The organism is Providencia sp. PROV061 (assembly GCF_011045655.1).
In the GTDB taxonomy this organism is placed as follows: Bacteria; Pseudomonadota; Gammaproteobacteria; order Enterobacterales; family Enterobacteriaceae; genus Providencia; species Providencia hangzhouensis.
Genome location: NZ_CP042861.1, coordinates 50,791 through 66,816, shown reverse-complemented (window position 1 = coordinate 66,816; position 16,026 = coordinate 50,791). Strand labels below are relative to the sequence as shown.

Genomic DNA, 16,026 nt, shown 5'->3' with positions numbered 1-16,026 from the left:
CATGAGAAACTTTCCTGTTCCGTACTCGAATGAGCTGATTTATAGCACTATTGCACGGGCAGGCGTTTATCAAGGGATTGTTAGTCCTAAGCAGCTGTTGGATGAGGTGTATGGCAACCGCAAGGTGGTCGCTACCTTAGGTCTGCCCTCGCATTTAGGTGTGATAGCAAGACATCTACATCAAACAGGACGTTACGCTGTTCAGCAGCTTATTTATGAGCATACCTTATTCCCTTTATATGCTCCGTTTGTAGGCAAGGAGCGCCGAGACGAAGCTATTCGGTTAATGGAGTACCAAGCGCAAGGTGCGGTGCATTTAATGCTAGGAGTCGCTGCTTCTAGAGTTAAGAGCGATAACCGCTTTAGATACTGCCCTGATTGCGTTGCTCTTCAGCTAAATAGGTATGGGGAAGCCTTTTGGCAACGAGATTGGTATTTGCCCGCTTTGCCATATTGTCCAAAACACGGTGCTTTAGTCTTCTTTGATAGAGCTGTAGATGATCACCGACATCAATTTTGGGCTTTGGGTCATACTGAGCTGCTTTCAGACTACCCCAAAGACTCCCTATCTCAATTAACAGCACTAGCTGCTTATATAGCCCCTCTGTTAGAGGGGGAACCGCAGAATTCGGAAAAAATCGTACGCTAAGCTAACGGTGTTCTCGTGACAGCTCTTTGACTAGGCTTTCTAAGGCCATTCTGATAGCCCTGACTTCCTGAAAAGCCATGGCTAAAATTTGTGCGGCTAAAAGGGATAACCGATGGTAAAGTAAGTTATCCCTGTCGAGATACTGAAAAGCGTTATCCTCGTTTTTCCCAAAACTGTTTTGCCAGTTCGCTCAGAGCGCTAGTTAACTGAGCGACAGATTTCGCACTTTGCAAATTATTCTGCCCGGTCTGTACATTGGTATCAGCAGCATCGCGTATATTGATAATACTGCGGTTTATGTCTTCACTTACTGCTCCCTGCTGCTCGACCGCAGTCGCTATTTGCGCGTTCATGTCGGTAATTTCGTTAACGCGTTGGCCAATTCCATCAAGAGCTGTAGCTGCTTCCTCTGCGTGAGCTACACTCGTGTGCGCTTGCCGACTACTTTGCTCCATGACTGTAACAGCGGATTGCGCTCGCTCTTGTAGAGCGCTGATCATGCTTTGAATATCCGTTGTCGATTGCTGTGTGCGAGCAGCAAGACTGCGAACCTCATCGGCGACAACAGCAAAACCACGCCCCTGCTCACCAGCACGCGCGGCCTCAATTGCTGCGTTGAGTGCCAACAAATTCGTTTGCTCGGCGATCCCTCGTATAACGTCAAGAACTTTTGATATCTCGTTACTTTGACCTTCAAGCTCATGAATAACCTGAGTGGCTTGCCTAATTTCACCTTCAAGGGCAGTGATTGACTGGCTTGTGTGGGCTACCAGACGCTGGCCAGATGCCGTCTCAGTGTCTGCTCTTCCGGCCGCATCTGCAGCATGCTGTGCATTGCTCGCAACCTCTTGAATGCTTGCCACCATTTGGTTTACTGCCGTTGCTATTTGATCTGTCTCTGCCTGCTGCTCAACTGTAAGTACATTGCTTGACTCAATATCCTTTAGTAGGCCTCGGGTGTGTTCGCTAAGCCGATTTGATGCATCACCTATGCGACCTACTATGGCGCCTGTTTCAGCTTGCATCATTCGTAAAGCAAACTCTATTTGGCCAAACTCATCGGTGCGCCCAGTGTAGAGGGATTGACTTAATGGGTTATTGGAAATATTCCTGGCTCTTTCAACCAGTCTTCCAAGAGGAGAGAGAATAGCCAAAACACTAACAGAGCTTAAGCTTCCTGACATTAAAGTGGCTAACAATAAGCTGCTTATTGATGTATCAGTAAGCATGCCGGCAGCCATTGCGCTTGATATAATACTACCCCATATGAGCAAGAGTATTTTCACGGAAAAGCTAGCAGCCAATTTCGGCCTCGCGGCCTTCCCGCTTCTCAATTGAGCATATAATTTTTCCGCAGCCAAAACCTGCTCAGGTTCAGGCTTGGTCCTTACAGACTGGTATTCAACAATCGAACCATTCTTAGCTATTGGCGTTACATAAGCACTTACCCAATAGTGGTCGCCATTTTTACAGCGATTTTTTACTAGCCCCATCCATGAGCGGCCAGATTTTAATGTACTCCACATATGCTCAAATGCAGCAGGCGGCATATCTGGGTGTCTTACGATGTTGTGAGGCTGGCCTAATAGTTCTTCCTCAGTGAAACCACTGATTTTAATGAAGTCAGGATTAACGTACGTGATATGGCTTTGAGGGGAGGTAGTCGAAAGAATATTGGCATCTTTTGGGGCACTGTTGCAAATAGTCGGTGGTGATAAACTTATCATCCCCTTTTGCTGATGGAGCTGCACATGAACCCATTCAAAGGCCGGCATTTTCAGCGTGACATCATTCTGTGGGCCGTACGCTGGTACTGCAAATACGGCATCAGTTACCGTGAGCTGCAGGAGATGCTGGCTGAACGCGGAGTGAATGTCGATCACTCCACGATTTACCGCTGGGTTCAGCGTTATGCGCCTGAAATGGAAAAACGGCTGCGCTGGTACTGGCGTAACCCTTCCGATCTTTGCCCGTGGCACATGGATGAAACCTACGTGAAGGTCAATGGCCGCTGGGCGTATCTGTACCGGGCCGTCGACAGCCGGGGCCGCACTGTCGATTTTTATCTCTCCTCCCGTCGTAACAGCAAAGCTGCATACCGGTTTCTGGGTAAAATCCTCAACAACGTGAAGAAGTGGCAGATCCCGCGATTCATCAACACGGATAAAGCGCCCGCCTATGGTCGCGCGCTTGCTCTGCTCAAACGCGAAGGCCGGTGCCCGTCTGACGTTGAACACCGACAGATTAAGTACCGGAACAACGTGATTGAATGCGATCATGGCAAACTGAAACGGATAATCGGCGCCACGCTGGGATTTAAATCCATGAAGACGGCTTACGCCACCATCAAAGGTATTGAGGTGATGCGTGCACTACGCAAAGGCCAGGCCTCAGCATTTTATTATGGTGATCCCCTGGGCGAAATGCGCCTGGTAAGCAGAGTTTTTGAAATGTAAGGCCTTTGAATAAGACAAAAGGCTGCCTCATCGCTAACTTTGCAACAGTGCCAATTTATGAGTAAAGGATTATGTCCACGATAAGCACCTGGGTCGATTCCTGGGAGGCGGCCATGAGGGTAGGGAAGCGCCGTCCCGTCAAGTCAGCGTAATGCTCTGCCAGTGTTACAACCAATTAACCAATTCTGATTAGAAAAACTCATCGAGCATCAAATGAAACTGCAATTTATTCATATCAGGATTATCAATACCATATTTTTGAAAAAGCCGTTTCTGTAATGAAGGAGAAAACTCACCGAGGCAGTTCCATAGGATGGCAAGATCCTGGTATCGGTCTGCGATTCCGACTCGTCCAACATCAATACAACCTATTAATTTCCCCTCGTCAAAAATAAGGTTATCAAGTGAGAAATCACCATGAGTGACGACTGAATCCGGTGAGAATGGCAAAAGCTTATGCATTTCTTTCCAGACTTGTTCAACAGGCCAGCCATTACGCTCGTCATCAAAATCACTCGCATCAACCAAACCGTTATTCATTCGTGATTGCGCCTGAGCGAGACGAAATACGCGATCGCTGTTAAAAGGACAATTACAAACAGGAATCGAATGCAACCGGCGCAGGAACACTGCCAGCGCATCAACAATATTTTCACCTGAATCAGGATATTCTTCTAATACCTGGAATGCTGTTTTCCCGGGGATCGCAGTGGTGAGTAACCATGCATCATCAGGAGTACGGATAAAATGCTTGATGGTCGGAAGAGGCATAAATGCCGTCAGCCAGTTTAGTCTGACCATCTCATCTGTAACATCATTGGCAACGCTACCTTTGCCATGTTTCAGAAACAACTCTGGCGCATTGGGCTTCCCATACAATCGATAGATTGTCGCACCTGATTGCCCGACATTATCGCGAGCCCATCTATACCCATATAAATCAGCATCCAGGTTGGAATTTAATCGCGGCCTCGAGCAAGACGTTTCCCGTTGAATATGGCTCATAACACCCCTTGTATTACTGTTTATGTAAGCAGACAGTTTTATTGTTCATGATGATATATTTTTATCGGCACTGTTGCAAATAGTCGGTGGTGATAAACTTATCATCCCCTTTTGCTGATGGAGCTGCACATGAACCCATTCAAAGGCCGGCATTTTCAGCGTGACATCATTCTGTGGGCCGTACGCTGGTACTGCAAATACGGCACTGTTGCAAAGTTAGCGATGAGGCAGCCTTTTGTCTTATTCAAAGGCCTTACATTTCAAAAACTCTGCTTACCAGGCGCATTTCGCCCAGGGGATCACCATAATAAAATGCTGAGGCCTGGCCTTTGCGTAGTGCACGCATCACCTCAATACCTTTGATGGTGGCGTAAGCCGTCTTCATGGATTTAAATCCCAGCGTGGCGTTGATTATCCGTTTCAGTTTGCCATGATCGCATTCAATCACGTTGTTCCGGTACTTAATCTGTCGGTGTTCAACGTCAGACGGGCACCGGCCTTCGCGTTTGAGCAGAGCAAGCGCGCGACCATAGGCGGGCGCTTTATCCGTGTTGATGAATCGCGGGATCTGCCACTTCTTCACGTTGTTGAGGATTTTACCCAGAAACCGGTATGCAGCTTTGCTGTTACGACGGGAGGAGAGATAAAAATCGACAGTGCGGCCCCGGCTGTCGACGGCCCGGTACAGATACGCCCAGCGGCCATTGACCTTCACGTAGGTTTCATCCATGTGCCACGGGCAAAGATCGGAAGGGTTACGCCAGTACCAGCGCAGCCGTTTTTCCATTTCAGGCGCATAACGCTGAACCCAGCGGTAAATCGTGGAGTGATCGACATTCACTCCGCGTTCAGCCAGCATCTCCTGCAGCTCACGGTAACTGATGCCGTATTTGCAGTACCAGCGTACGGCCCACAGAATGATGTCACGCTGAAAATGCCGGCCTTTGAATGGGTTCATGTGCAGCTCCATCAGCAAAAGGGGATGATAAGTTTATCACCACCGACTATTTGCAACAGTGCCGTGTACATCGAAATACGGCTTATCAGGCGTTAAAAGATGCTTGCGATGACTTGTTTGCAAGACAATTCAGTTATCAGAGTCTTAGTGAAAAAGGTAACACTATTAATCACAAATCAAGATGGGTGAGCGAGGTGGCTTATATTGATAATGAAGCTGTCGTTAGACTTATTTTTGCCCCTGCTATTGTGCCTTTAATTACTAGGTTAGAAGAACAATTTACAAAGTATGAAATACAACAAATAAGTAATTTAACAAGTGCTTATGCTGTTCGTTTATATGAAATATTGATTGCATGGCGTAGTACTGGAAAAACGCCTCTCATAACTATGTATGATTTTAGACAAAAAATAGGTGTACTCGAGACTGAATACAAACGAATGTATGATTTTAAAAAATATGTTTTAGACATTGCATTAAAACAAGTAAATGAACATACCGATATTATTGTCAAAGTTGAACAGCATAAAACAGGTAGATCTATTACTGGTTTTTCATTTAGCTTTAAACAGAAAAAATCAGCCACGCATTCAGTCGAATCTAAAAGAGATCCGAATACATTAGACCTCTTTTCAAAAATAACAGATAAACAACGCCATCTATTCGCCAACAAGCTCTCAGAGCTTCCTGAGATGAGTAAATATTCACAAGGCACAGAAAGCTATCAGCAGTTTGCTGTACGTATAGCTGCCATGCTGCAAGATGCAGAGAAATTTAAGGAATTACTTCCTTTACTCAGAAAATTAGGATTTCAATGACATTGTTAATTGAAATTGTTAAGTTAACAGTCAGGTATTAACACAAGTTGAAAACTGGTTTACATAATGAAAAAACTGTCAGTTTCAGAGTTAGCTAAGCTTTATGGATATTCAAGACAAGCCATATATGCACATATAAACAAAGGAAATTTATCTAAAGGATCTGATGGATTAATTGACTTTTCAGAGGCCCTAAGAGTTTTTGGGGAACCACAAAAAAAAGAGGATACAGTCAATCAAAGTCAATCAATTAACAGTCAAAACTTGACAGAAGTTGACTTACTAAAACGTCAAGTTGACATACTGGAAAAACAATTAAATCAGGCAATACAGAGAGAAAATCAATCTTTAGAACGTGAATCGTTTTATCAAGGTAAGCGTAACGCCAACCACACATTCCAATCCTAACTGATCAACTTTACCCTGTCTGCCATTATCAACTGCCAGGGTAATCATCATGCACCGCACCAAAGAACAATGGTTCGCTTTATTCGCCGAGCAAGCCCAAAGTGGCCTCACCCAAACTGAATTTGCAAAACGTCAGGGCATCATTCCTACATATTTTAGTTATCGCAAGAGACAATTGTTGGCGTTTCAGGATGATGACGGTGGCTTTATTGAGCTGACGCCACAGGGCTTGCAGCTGAATAAATCCATTTTACTACGTAAGCGTGATGTGGAATTGCAGTTTCCAGCCGGCACTGATGTGCTGTGGTTAGCGGCCTTGCTCAGAGCGCTCTGACCATGAAAATGTTTCTTGATGTGCCCCAGGTCTATTTGCATAAACAGCCGGTCGACTTTCGTAAATCTATTAATGGTTTATCGTTGCTAGTTGAGCAAGAGATGCAGCTCTCGCCTTTTAGTGGCGCACTGTTTGTATTTTGCAATCAGCAGCGTACCCGGTTAAAAGTACTGTACTGGGATAGCACAGGCTTTTGCTTGTGGTACAAGCGGCTTGAAAAAGACAAGTTCCGCTGGCCAAGGCAGATGCCTGGCAAAATCCTGTCTATTAGCGAACAACAGTGGCATTGGCTGTTGCAAGGTGTCGATATTCAAAAAATCACCGCCCATCAGCCACTGCATTACCAGAGTGTGGGCTGATATGACGATCGGCTATAAATCCTTGTGATCGCATCCAAAACAATCTAAATCTTACCAAGCACTTAGTCCAATTGGCCGTTACAATAGCGGCCATGAAAAAGACACCTCAATCCTTACCTGATGATGTTGAACTGCTCAAGAAAATGCTGCTTGAGCAGACGCAAAAGCTTGAGCGGAAACTGGCGCAAAAAGATAAACGCATCGCCAAATTAGAGCGGGTTAACCAGCAACTGTCGGACAAGCTGCAGCAATTGCTGGAGCGTTACAACCTGAAGAAGTACCAGAAATTTAGCCCCAGCAGCGAGACCTACGAAGGTGATGGCGAAGTCTTAAATGAGGCCGAACAGCTGATTGAAGACGAGTCAGTAGCGACAGAGCCAGATAATCAGACGACCGAGAGCGCTGAGAAAGCCGCTAAGCCACGCCGCCCACGGATTGCCCCTGAGCTGCCGCGCGTTGATGTTATCCATGATATTGACGATAAAACCTGTACCTGCTGCGGCCATGCGCTGCATCAAATGGGTGAAGAAGTCAGTGAGCAACTCGAGTTCGTCCCAGCACAAATCCGGGTGCTTAGAAACGTGCGGCTGAAATACAGCTGCCGGCAGTGTGAGACCAACGGCACCAAGGTCGAGATAAAAATTGCCGATGTGCCGCCAGCAGTTATCCCGAAAAGCATGGCCACACCGAGTCTGCTTGCCCAAATCATCAGCAGCAAAATGCACTATGGCTTGCCGCTGTACCGTCAGGAGCAGTTGTTTAATCAGGCCGGCATTGAGCTTAGCCGTCAAACGATGAGCCGCTGGCTGATAAGCTGTGCAGAGAAACTGAAACCGTTACTGGCGTTAATGAAAGCTGAGCTTCTGAAACAGCCGGTGCTATGGGCAGATGAAACCACGGTTAATGTGCTGGATGTTGAGAAAAGCACCTGCTACATGTGGGTATATGGCTGTGGCTTAGAGCAAAGTACTGGCCCCAAACTGGTGCTGTTTGATTATCAGGATAGTCGCAGCAGCATACATCCCACCGACTTCCTGGCGGGGTTTGCCGGCTATCTGCAGGTTGATGGTTATGCCGGATATGAGAAAACCCATGCAACCTTAGTCGGCTGCTGGGCACATGCCAGACGTAAGTTCGTTGAAGCACAAAAAGCGCAGGGTAAAGGCAAAACGGGTAAGGCGGATGTGGCCCTTAACCATATCCAGAAACTCTATGCACTGGAGAGTCAATTAAAAACCGTGCCGCCTGATAAGAAATATGACGCCAGACAAACGCTAGCCAAGCCACTGTTAGAACAATTCAAAAGCTGGCTGGATAAATCAAGCGAGAGTGTCACGAAAGAAAGTTTACTGGGAGCCGCTATTACGTATAGCCTGAACCAGTGGCCCAAGCTGATGCGCTATCTGGATGATGGCAGGTTGAATATCGACAACAATCGCGCTGAGCGCGCCATCAAACCGTTCGTGATTGGTCGCAAGGCATGGCTGTTTGCCAATACCAAGTCGGGTGCACAGGCCAGTGCCGCATTGTACAGCTTGGTCGAAACCGCCAAAATCAATGGTCTGGAACCCTATGATTACTTATGCCGGTTGCTGACAGAGTTGCCCAAAGCCAATACCCACGAGCAATTGCAACAACTACTGCCTTACTGATCAACAGCCACACCGCAAGGTGTGGTTGGTGTTACGCTTACTTATCAAGAACAGATTGAAGCTATGCAGCGCTTACTAGAAGCACCAAAAGCCAATATGACTACCTTTACCGATCAGAGCTTTAAACAGGATATAGCAACGGATCCTCGGTCGGAACTAGCAACGAACTATGACGAATTGACTACTCCTCAGCAAGACAATAAGCGTATTCCTATCCCGGAGCATGTTGAACCAGAACAGAAGAAGAGAGGCTTCCTAAGCCGCTTTTTCCTTCCATATGGTTAGCCAAGACTCCAGTTTTTTGAAGAGCCAATTTCAGTGCAAGCACTTGAAATAATGACTCCTCAAAAAACCGGATGATGTTTATTAAAACTGAATAAAACCGTGGAACATCGCTCAATTAGTGATCGTGGAACATGAATAATCAATAAAAAGCCGTTCTGGTGCCCTATACTCCAGAACGGCTTACGTTAATATAATGATATTTAAAGAGAAATATCAAGCATTTCGTATAAGAAATTTTATGTTAAATGATTGTTAGAAATGCCCCTTGATCGAGGCATTTTCTATAAAGAATACTAAAAACTAATTAAAGCCAACCAAGTTTCAAAACAAGGCAGTTCTCAGCAATCATATTTTTAAATTATATAACTCCCAACTGAGCTTTTGCTCCAACGATAAGGCTTTCATTTTGAGTTTCTAAGGCAAATAAACCATACATCAAAGGAGAGGCCGCTGCTCTTTCTAAAGTCTGTTCATATAGTTTATTCCAAACTTTACCCCCTAGTTTTTCATACTCGATGATTAGAGTTTTGAGGCTTTCTTCTCCAAACAAAGTTACATGCCCAGCAAAATCAATCGCTGGGTCATCTATATGGGCTGTTGACCAATCAATAACGCCTGAAACAGCTCCATCCTTTGAAGCTAGTACATGCCCAGCATATAAATCGCCATGTATAAATTGGGTGAAATCTGCCCATAGAACATCATTATCCAACCATTTTCTGTAGCGGGTTTCCAATTGCTCACTTATACCAATTTCAGATTTTACTAACTGCAAATTGTTTGCTATTTCAGGTCTTAAATCTGAAGGTTTCATAATTTTCAAATCATTTTCCCGAACTTCTTTTTCAGGAATACTATGGATTTCAAATAAGGTTTTTGCCAAAGATGTTATGTATTTCGGGCTATCTTTGTCCATATTCCAAATTATTTCATAGGTTTCAGCATCCAAATTTAAAACAGGATTATCTTTAAGTATGGGATAAGCCACTAATTCTGTAGATGAAATTCTCCAATCAGGAACCTCTACAGAAAGATGTTTTTTTACCAATTCTAAAATGCGTTTTTCTTTCTTGATTTGTTCCCTCATGCCATCACGACGAGGAATACGCAGCAACCATTGTTGCCCCTTTGTATCAAGAGCAAAAACGACCTTAAAATCAATGCCCATTTCATTGAAATTCATTTTGTCCGTAAGCAACAAGCCGTGTGCTTCAGCAAGTGATTGAATATCTTGAATTGTCATTTTTAATTTCCTTTAAAGAGTTCAATAATTAATGTTCGGATTAGATTGGCTATCATTAACAATCTCTCTCAAAAGTCTTGATGATTTTGTGGTCTTTGATCTCGTAGATAATGTCAGCAATATTATCGACCAATTGCTTGTCATGAGATACGAAGATAATAGTTCCTGCATAGGACTTCATCATTGTTTCTAATGCGGCAATACTTTTTAGGTCAAGATAGTTTCCTGGTTCATCCATAAGCAAAATATTATATTTTCCTAAAAGCATTTTGGATAAAAGCAGTTTGATGATTTCACCTCCCGATAAGTCGGATAAGTTTTTTTGAATATCATTCGCTCCGATCCCCATTGAAGCCAATACTGCACGAATTTCCGCAACTGTGTACTCGCACTCTTCCTGCATAAAGGAGAGCACAGATTTATGCGTGTTAAATTTATATCCTGTTTGTGTAAAGTAGCCAATTTCAGCTTTTGGAGATATGGTTAATCCATCAGCACGTTCTGATATCATTTTTAACAAGGACGTTTTCCCTGTTCCATTCGATCCAGTTATAGCGACTTTAGCGCCAAGCGGTATTATAAAGTTAGCGTCATCAAAGATAGTACGGCTACCAAATTTTAAGCTCAGACCATCTGCCGTAATCGGGAACTTATTGTGCAGTTCTAGGGCTGAACTTTGACGAAAACGAATAGAACGCAAATGCTCTGGTGCTTGAATATCTTCTAATGCAGCCAAACGCTTTTCCATACTCTTAGCTGCCTGATACAGTTTTCTTTGCTTGGTGCCAGTCATTTTTGCATGCCCAAGTCGTCCAGCACTTTCGGTAGAGTTTTTGGATTTTTCTCCTTTTTTCTTATTGTCTAATCGATTAGCTTGCTGGCGTTTTTCTTGCACAGCAGATTCTAATCGCTCCCGTTCCTTCATCATCAGCTCATATTCTACGGCTTGGTGTTGTCGCTCTTCTTCTTTTTGACGCAAGTAATCCGAGTAACCACCCCAATATTCCGTAATTTTACCGTCTTTTAACTCCCATATCTTGTCTACAACCATATCAAGAAAATATCGGTCATGACTGATAACAAGTAATGCTCCATCAAATGCTTTAAGTTGACCAATAAGTAGATCTATTCCATTGAGATCAAGGTGGCTGGTTGGTTCATCCGCTAGAATGCCATGTACTTGTTGGGAAAATGCGGCAGCAATTTTTGCACGAGTTTCCTCTCCGCCACTCATTGTGTCGTTTTGTACATTGGAAACACCAAGGCGAGATAACATTGCCCGGTCTTCGACCGTTTCTATTTCGATTCCGCCCAGTTGGCTGATATGTGCAAAATCACCAAAACGCTGTAATGTCGCTTCGGCTAAAACAATTTCGCCATTAAGTACTTTGAGTAAACTACTCTTTCCTGCTCCGTTATCACCCACAAGACCAATACGGTCATAAGAGTGAATTTCCAATTCATCAATATCCAAAACATCACGCCCAGCATAATCCAAGCGTATGTTTCTCGCTTTAATAATTAAACTCATTTTTATTTACTCCTGTTTAGCTCTTGAAATTTTTTATGCAGCAAACAGGATTTAGGTGAAAACAAAAGCTAGCATCACAGTGTCCTCCCAAAAAAAAAGCTATTCATCCACAGGGTGGACAAATAGCTAGTCAATTAAGTTATAACTGGAAACTATGCACTAAAAGCATACTTATAAATTAAGCATACTTTTACTTTATATATCCGCATATATTCTTAAAGACACAACAAAAGCCCACCATTATAAAATAGTGTCACTATGCAAATAGTTGTGTCTTAACGAATGCGGATAGAATGCATAAACTTACCTAAAAAATAAAATTCAGTTTTATGATAACTTTACTGTTAAAAGAAGTCTAGACAACCTGAGGGATCCCCACAAAATTTCCATTCATACAATCAGCTATCAGCCTGTTTGATTACTGCCCAGTCCCACTGAACCACCCACTGTAGTATTTGTTTAAGTCCCTGCTGATAATATTGCCTGCGTATTCGCTGTTTGGGTTCTTTGCAAAGTAATATCCCAAGGAAATTCAGGGCCAATACCCGCCTATTTTTAACGGTGTTAGCTTGATAACGCAGGTGCAAACCCGCTTTCTCCGCTGCGCTACCTAGCAGGTAATGAAACCAATTAACCAATGCGGCCAGTAGTAGCAGTATCTCTAAGCGAGATTTCTTCTTGGTACCATGCAAATCGCTACCCAGGCCATAGCGGTGACTTTTCTGATCACGGAAGCTTTCTTCAATTTGCATTCGGCTACTGTAGCACTTAGCAATTTTATCCGCATACCCATGGCAGTCAGCTAAGGATGACACCAACAACCATGGTTCCTTATACGTCTTATTTTTATCGCGTTTCAATAGCTTATAACCTTTGCCAACCAGGACGGCCTGCGTTTCATAGTGTTGTGTTTGGGCAAGCATGATTTTTCCTACACTTTTTGGATCCTTCTTCGCTTGCCGATAAAGCTGATTAACACTGATAAACTTGTCCTGCTCTGCCAATTTAAGCTTCACATTGCCTCGAACTCTAGCTACATAATGCCATCCCAGCTTACGCACTTGTTTCAGCCATGGAACTTTAAACCCCGCGTCAGTGACAATTACGGGCTTACAGTCCTTGGGTAGCATGGCTTTAAGCTGCTTTAAAAACGCCCCGTGTAGGTGTGGGCAGGTATAATCTTCTGCGGCGGCAATCTTCTGTAGCAGAGTCAACGCTCTACCGTCAGCGGCAATGCTGGCACGCAGGATAAAGTGTCGCTTGGCAGTATCGGCATTGCTCCAGTCAACCAAAATCATCGGCTTAGTTTTATGGCCAACAATAGAAGCCGTCAGCGCAGCATAAATCAATGGCAGCTCTCGTTGCAGGTTAGGATTATTGAGTAGACGATCTGCCCGTTTGATACTGACCTTATCTGAAGAGCCAGGCATCGCCCGGCCAATCGCAGTAACGGTGCAACACGCATCCTTTGCCAGGGCGGTTACCGCATCTAGCAAAACCGAAAATCGGGCTTTATGCATTGATTTTGGCGTGACAAAGGTGAGGAAATCAGCGAGCATAGCTTTTACATTCATGGTGAGCATCCGCGGTGTGGGAGTTTTGGCGAATGATCAGATCAGGAACCGCCATGAATGTTCCCCAATCAACTAACATTTTATTTTAACTACAGAATTTCTGGGGATACCTCAGGTGGTTTGCAACTCTTTGGTTTAATTGGTTTGATTTATGGGCCAATTATTTTTGCGTTAACCATGGTGCTGTTACGGCTTTATACTATTGAGTTTAAAGATTTTCTGGAACGCCAAGACAATAGCTAACAATAAGATTGTTGTACTTTAGCGCTTCGCCCTGCCCATATCGGTATACAGTGCATTTACGGGAGAAAAAACGGCTCAAACAGGAAAAAATGAAATGACTGAGTCAGCCGAGAAGAATTTCCCCGCTTATTCGCACCTTCCCTAGATTGCTTTTGAGCCATGCATGCATTTGTTTTTAACCTTCTAAACTGTAGTTGAAACCTATCTTTTCCTCAAAATATCCTCTATGTTGTCCAAGGAAAAGATAATCCAAAACTTTGGAAAAACATAGTAAGTGTTTCAGAATTGCACTTGATAAACGAAACTTCATTACTTAATAATAACTATACAGCATCTATCCGTTATAGAAGTCAGGATACACCAGTAAAAGTAACCCAGAATGAAAATGGATATATATTTGAATTTTCTGCACCACAATGGGCTCCAGCCGTTGGACAGAGTTTAGTACTTTTCCAAGAAAATGAGTGCCTTGGAGGCGGAGTTATTTCTGAAATCCACTAGTAATATATACTAACTCATTCCCTATAACCTTCGAATCAAGGATTTTTATCCAACCTTTTGTAAAAGATTCAAACCATAGCTGGTAATTCTCTTCCATTCCCTTCTCCTTTCCAGATAAAGACTTTATTGGAAAAGATATTACAAAGTTTTGAGTATGAAAAAGCTGTAGGAAATCCAAGATATTTACATCTTGCTGTTTTAGCACAGGAAGCATCTTTAAAAGGAATACTACATCATAAGTACCTTTGTAGACATCACTCTCTTTATTCAAAAACCTATACTTTATCGTCGTCTTTAACTTCCCAATAATGCTACTCAAAAAAGCTATCTCAGCTCTATCAATATCGTATGCATGATATATTATTTTTTCATTTTCATTCCATTGGTATAAAGCTAATGGATTGAAGCCACAACCAAAATCTAAAATAGATGAGACATGTTTGATATTTCCAAATACATAAGTGTAAAAGTCATTTAATGTTGCGACTCTTTCATTCGTCGAAGAATGAATCTTTAGTAAATCTTCTATTGATAACTGCCCCTGATTGTACTTTTTTAATAATTTATCCCAATTAGGATAGGCAGAATAGTAAGACCCCCATATTTGATGCAATTTCTTTTTAGAATAATTCTCAACTTCCTTTAATTTATATTTCTTCTCAGAAATGGAAACAACCTTTTCAACAATATCTGAATCAAGGTTTTCGTACTTTTTTGATTCAAGTATCTTCTTAACAACATCATTCTTATCCATTTGAAAGTACCTACAAGTTAAGTATTTGATAGGAACTGTCATTTCGGGTTTTTTGCGGTTTCGGGTCAAAATTCGGTTTTTCCCCCGAACTACGACTGTTTTCGCACCCCGAACAACTAATCCAATCAGAATTTTCCGGCAACGCCGACTCTAAGAAGTGTAATTCCAGTCCATTTCTGCCGTCAACCCCTGATTCGCGTTAATGCGACAAAGCTCAAACACATAACTCCCCCACGAAGCCATATAAACTCCGATTTCGAGGTGTTATCGGCGTTGTTGACCAAATCCGTCGCTGGATGGCCGTTCCCCAACCCGTTGATACCACTCAATTCACTGGCTGGCGAACAGGCATACCAAGCCCTATCAGCTTGTTCATCACCTTCACGCCAGCCAGGATTTCGCCCACCTGGGCGTTGTAGTTCCGCAGGCTCAGCGTTGGCCCGATGAGTTGCTTGAACCGGTACATGGCGGTCTCGGCTATCGAGCGCTGGTGATAGCCGGAGTCTTTCTTCCATTGCTTCAGTTCACCGGCCTTGAGCGCCGTCACCGCCTCGTTGCGGGGATGGCCTTCCTCCCACGGTGCCGCATTTTTTCTCGGCGGTATGGTGGCTTTCGCCCCCTTTTTCTTCAGTAGCGCATGACAGGCCTTGGTGTCATACGCACCATCGGCGCTGACCTGTTTTATCTTGCGTCGTAAGGGGTTGAGCAACGTCGGTAACACCTCGTTATCCGCCACCGTCTCCAGGCTGACTTCGGCAGCGATGACCGCATGGGTTGTGGCATCCACCGCCAAGTGGAGCTTGCGCCACACTCGTCGCTTCTCCTTGCCGTGTTTGCGAATTTTCCATTCGCCTTCGCCATAGACCTTGAGGCCGGTGGCATCAATGACCAAGTGAGCCACCGGGCCTTGGCTGGGGAGGCGGTACTTGATGTCGACGGTCTTGGCGCGCTTGCTGATACAGCTATAGTCCGGCGACTGCAAAGGCACCGCCATCAGTTGGAACAACGAGTTAATGAAGCCTTCTAGCGCCCGCAGCGGCAACTTGAACAAGCCTTTTAGCATCAGGGCCGTCTCAATGGCGGTGTCACTGTAGTGGAAACCTCTCCCTCGGCGGCCATGGTGGACCAGGCAATGCCACTGCTTAATGGCTTGTTCGTCCATCCAGGGGTATAGGAAGTATAAACCACCTTTTTGCTCCTCATCCGAAGTATCTTACCTGAAATTCCCTCACTCGTTTACCGCTCAAGCCCCAATT

At 44.1% G+C, this 16,026-nt stretch carries 16 protein-coding genes and 2 pseudogenes; 10 read left to right on the top strand and 8 right to left on the bottom strand.

Translation table 11 applies throughout. The features are described from left to right. Position 1 precedes the first annotated feature (1 nt). A complete protein-coding gene (locus FVA72_RS00310) occupies positions 2–649 on the top strand; it encodes a TniQ family protein (protein ID WP_425288178.1) in 648 nt (215 codons plus the stop codon). A 152-nt stretch (positions 650–801) separates the two neighbouring features. Here FVA72_RS00310 and FVA72_RS00305 read toward each other — a convergent pair whose 3' ends face one another. Further along, positions 802–2,376 carry a methyl-accepting chemotaxis protein gene (locus FVA72_RS00305; protein WP_071538080.1) on the bottom strand — a complete coding sequence of 525 codons (1,575 nt, stop codon included), beginning with the start codon at positions 2,374–2,376 and terminating at the stop codon, positions 802–804. A 24-nt stretch (positions 2,377–2,400) separates the two neighbouring features. On the opposite strand from FVA72_RS00305, the gene FVA72_RS00300 reads away from it, so the two are divergent. Continuing rightward, complete coding sequence (locus FVA72_RS00300) at positions 2,401–3,105, top strand: IS6-like element IS26 family transposase (RefSeq protein WP_001067855.1); 705 nt, start codon at positions 2,401–2,403, stop codon at positions 3,103–3,105. Between the two features lie 189 nt (positions 3,106–3,294). Here FVA72_RS00300 and aph(3')-Ia read toward each other — a convergent pair whose 3' ends face one another. Beyond that, positions 3,295–4,110: an aminoglycoside O-phosphotransferase APH(3')-Ia gene (aph(3')-Ia, locus tag FVA72_RS00295; protein WP_000018326.1), complete on the bottom strand. Its 816-nt coding sequence runs from the start codon at positions 4,108–4,110 to the stop codon at positions 3,295–3,297. Positions 4,111–4,239: 129 nt separating this feature from the next. Between aph(3')-Ia and FVA72_RS00290 the strand changes: the two are divergent. Continuing rightward, a pseudogene (locus tag FVA72_RS00290) lies at positions 4,240–4,314 on the top strand (IS6 family transposase); the annotation flags it as partial. A gap of 49 nt (positions 4,315–4,363) precedes the next feature. Here FVA72_RS00290 and FVA72_RS00285 read toward each other — a convergent pair. After that, positions 4,364–5,068, bottom strand: a complete 705-nt coding sequence (locus tag FVA72_RS00285) for an IS6-like element IS26 family transposase (protein ID WP_001067858.1) — start codon at positions 5,066–5,068, stop codon at positions 4,364–4,366. Between FVA72_RS00285 and repM the strand changes: the two genes are divergently transcribed. From repM to FVA72_RS00260, 5 genes are all read left to right on the top strand, one after another. Then, positions 5,059–5,886 (top strand): replication initiation protein RepM, encoded by an 828-nt coding sequence (gene repM / locus FVA72_RS00280; RefSeq protein WP_000534216.1) that lies wholly within the window; start codon positions 5,059–5,061, stop codon positions 5,884–5,886. The two genes, FVA72_RS00285 and repM, sit on opposite strands and share 10 nt — an antisense overlap. 66 nt (positions 5,887–5,952) lie before the next feature. Continuing rightward, entirely contained in the window at positions 5,953–6,294 is a 342-nt protein-coding gene (locus FVA72_RS00275; RefSeq protein WP_002026782.1) for a plasmid replication DNA-binding protein, read from the top strand. Positions 6,295–6,343: 49 nt separating this feature from the next. Beyond that, positions 6,344–6,628, top strand: coding sequence for an IS66 family insertion sequence element accessory protein TnpA (tnpA, locus tag FVA72_RS00270; RefSeq protein ID WP_000555098.1), 285 nt, complete (start codon positions 6,344–6,346; stop codon positions 6,626–6,628). Between the two features lie 2 nt (positions 6,629–6,630). Next, a complete protein-coding gene (gene tnpB, locus FVA72_RS00265) occupies positions 6,631–6,987 on the top strand; it encodes an IS66 family insertion sequence element accessory protein TnpB (protein ID WP_000781558.1) in 357 nt (118 codons plus the stop codon). A gap of 92 nt (positions 6,988–7,079) precedes the next feature. Then, positions 7,080–8,639 carry an IS66-like element ISAba24 family transposase gene (locus tag FVA72_RS00260; RefSeq protein WP_000753551.1) on the top strand — a complete coding sequence of 520 codons (1,560 nt, stop codon included), beginning with the start codon at positions 7,080–7,082 and terminating at the stop codon, positions 8,637–8,639. 643 nt (positions 8,640–9,282) lie between these two features. Here the strand turns inward: FVA72_RS00260 and FVA72_RS00250 are convergent. The 3 genes from FVA72_RS00250 to FVA72_RS00240 all read right to left on the bottom strand — a co-directional run bounded on the left by FVA72_RS00250 (position 9,283) and on the right by FVA72_RS00240 (position 13,281). Then, a complete protein-coding gene (locus FVA72_RS00250) occupies positions 9,283–10,167 on the bottom strand; it encodes an Mph(E) family macrolide 2'-phosphotransferase (RefSeq protein WP_000155092.1) in 885 nt (294 codons plus the stop codon). Positions 10,168–10,222: 55 nt separating this feature from the next. After that, a complete protein-coding gene (gene msr(E), locus FVA72_RS00245) occupies positions 10,223–11,698 on the bottom strand; it encodes an ABC-F type ribosomal protection protein Msr(E) (protein ID WP_000052512.1) in 1,476 nt (491 codons plus the stop codon). Between the two features lie 398 nt (positions 11,699–12,096). Then, a complete protein-coding gene (locus tag FVA72_RS00240) occupies positions 12,097–13,281 on the bottom strand; it encodes an IS4-like element ISEc29 family transposase (protein ID WP_002001451.1) in 1,185 nt (394 codons plus the stop codon). Between the two features lie 48 nt (positions 13,282–13,329). On the opposite strand from FVA72_RS00240, the gene FVA72_RS00235 reads away from it, so the two are divergent. Both FVA72_RS00235 and FVA72_RS22170 read left to right on the top strand, forming a co-directional pair. After that, positions 13,330–13,515, top strand: coding sequence for a hypothetical protein (locus FVA72_RS00235; protein ID WP_002026779.1), 186 nt, complete (start codon positions 13,330–13,332; stop codon positions 13,513–13,515). A 285-nt stretch (positions 13,516–13,800) separates the two neighbouring features. Then, entirely contained in the window at positions 13,801–14,016 is a 216-nt protein-coding gene (locus FVA72_RS22170) for an aminomethyltransferase beta-barrel domain-containing protein (RefSeq protein WP_071547994.1), read from the top strand. Here FVA72_RS22170 and armA read toward each other — a convergent pair. Both armA and FVA72_RS00220 read right to left on the bottom strand, forming a co-directional pair. Then, positions 13,997–14,770: a 16S rRNA (guanine(1405)-N(7))-methyltransferase ArmA gene (gene armA, locus FVA72_RS00225; RefSeq protein ID WP_000359986.1), complete on the bottom strand. Its 774-nt coding sequence runs from the start codon at positions 14,768–14,770 to the stop codon at positions 13,997–13,999. The two genes, FVA72_RS22170 and armA, sit on opposite strands and share 20 nt — an antisense overlap. A 325-nt stretch (positions 14,771–15,095) precedes the next feature. Next, a pseudogene (locus FVA72_RS00220) lies at positions 15,096–15,935 on the bottom strand (IS5 family transposase); the annotation flags it as partial. Positions 15,936–16,026: the final 91 nt, after the last annotated feature.

Bases quoted from the DNA above. Each gene is read 5' to 3' on its own strand.
- FVA72_RS00310 (WP_425288178.1), top strand. From the start codon at position 2: ATGAGAAACTTTCCTGTTCCGTACTCGAATGAGCTGATTTATAGCACT.
- FVA72_RS00305 (WP_071538080.1), bottom strand. From the start codon at position 2,376: ATGATAAGTTTATCACCACCGACTATTTGCAACAGTGCCCCAAAAGAT.
- FVA72_RS00300 (WP_001067855.1), top strand. From the start codon at position 2,401: ATGAACCCATTCAAAGGCCGGCATTTTCAGCGTGACATCATTCTGTGG.
- repM (WP_000534216.1), top strand. From the start codon at position 5,059: ATGGGTTCATGTGCAGCTCCATCAGCAAAAGGGGATGATAAGTTTATC.
- FVA72_RS00285 (WP_001067858.1), bottom strand. From the start codon at position 5,068: ATGAACCCATTCAAAGGCCGGCATTTTCAGCGTGACATCATTCTGTGG.
- FVA72_RS00275 (WP_002026782.1), top strand. From the start codon at position 5,953: ATGAAAAAACTGTCAGTTTCAGAGTTAGCTAAGCTTTATGGATATTCA.
- tnpA (WP_000555098.1), top strand. From the start codon at position 6,344: ATGCACCGCACCAAAGAACAATGGTTCGCTTTATTCGCCGAGCAAGCC.
- tnpB (WP_000781558.1), top strand. From the start codon at position 6,631: ATGAAAATGTTTCTTGATGTGCCCCAGGTCTATTTGCATAAACAGCCG.
- FVA72_RS00260 (WP_000753551.1), top strand. From the start codon at position 7,080: ATGAAAAAGACACCTCAATCCTTACCTGATGATGTTGAACTGCTCAAG.
- FVA72_RS00250 (WP_000155092.1), bottom strand. From the start codon at position 10,167: ATGACAATTCAAGATATTCAATCACTTGCTGAAGCACACGGCTTGTTG.
- FVA72_RS00240 (WP_002001451.1), bottom strand. From the start codon at position 13,281: ATGCTCACCATGAATGTAAAAGCTATGCTCGCTGATTTCCTCACCTTT.
- FVA72_RS00235 (WP_002026779.1), top strand. From the start codon at position 13,330: ATGTTCCCCAATCAACTAACATTTTATTTTAACTACAGAATTTCTGGG.
- armA (WP_000359986.1), bottom strand. From the start codon at position 14,770: ATGGATAAGAATGATGTTGTTAAGAAGATACTTGAATCAAAAAAGTAC.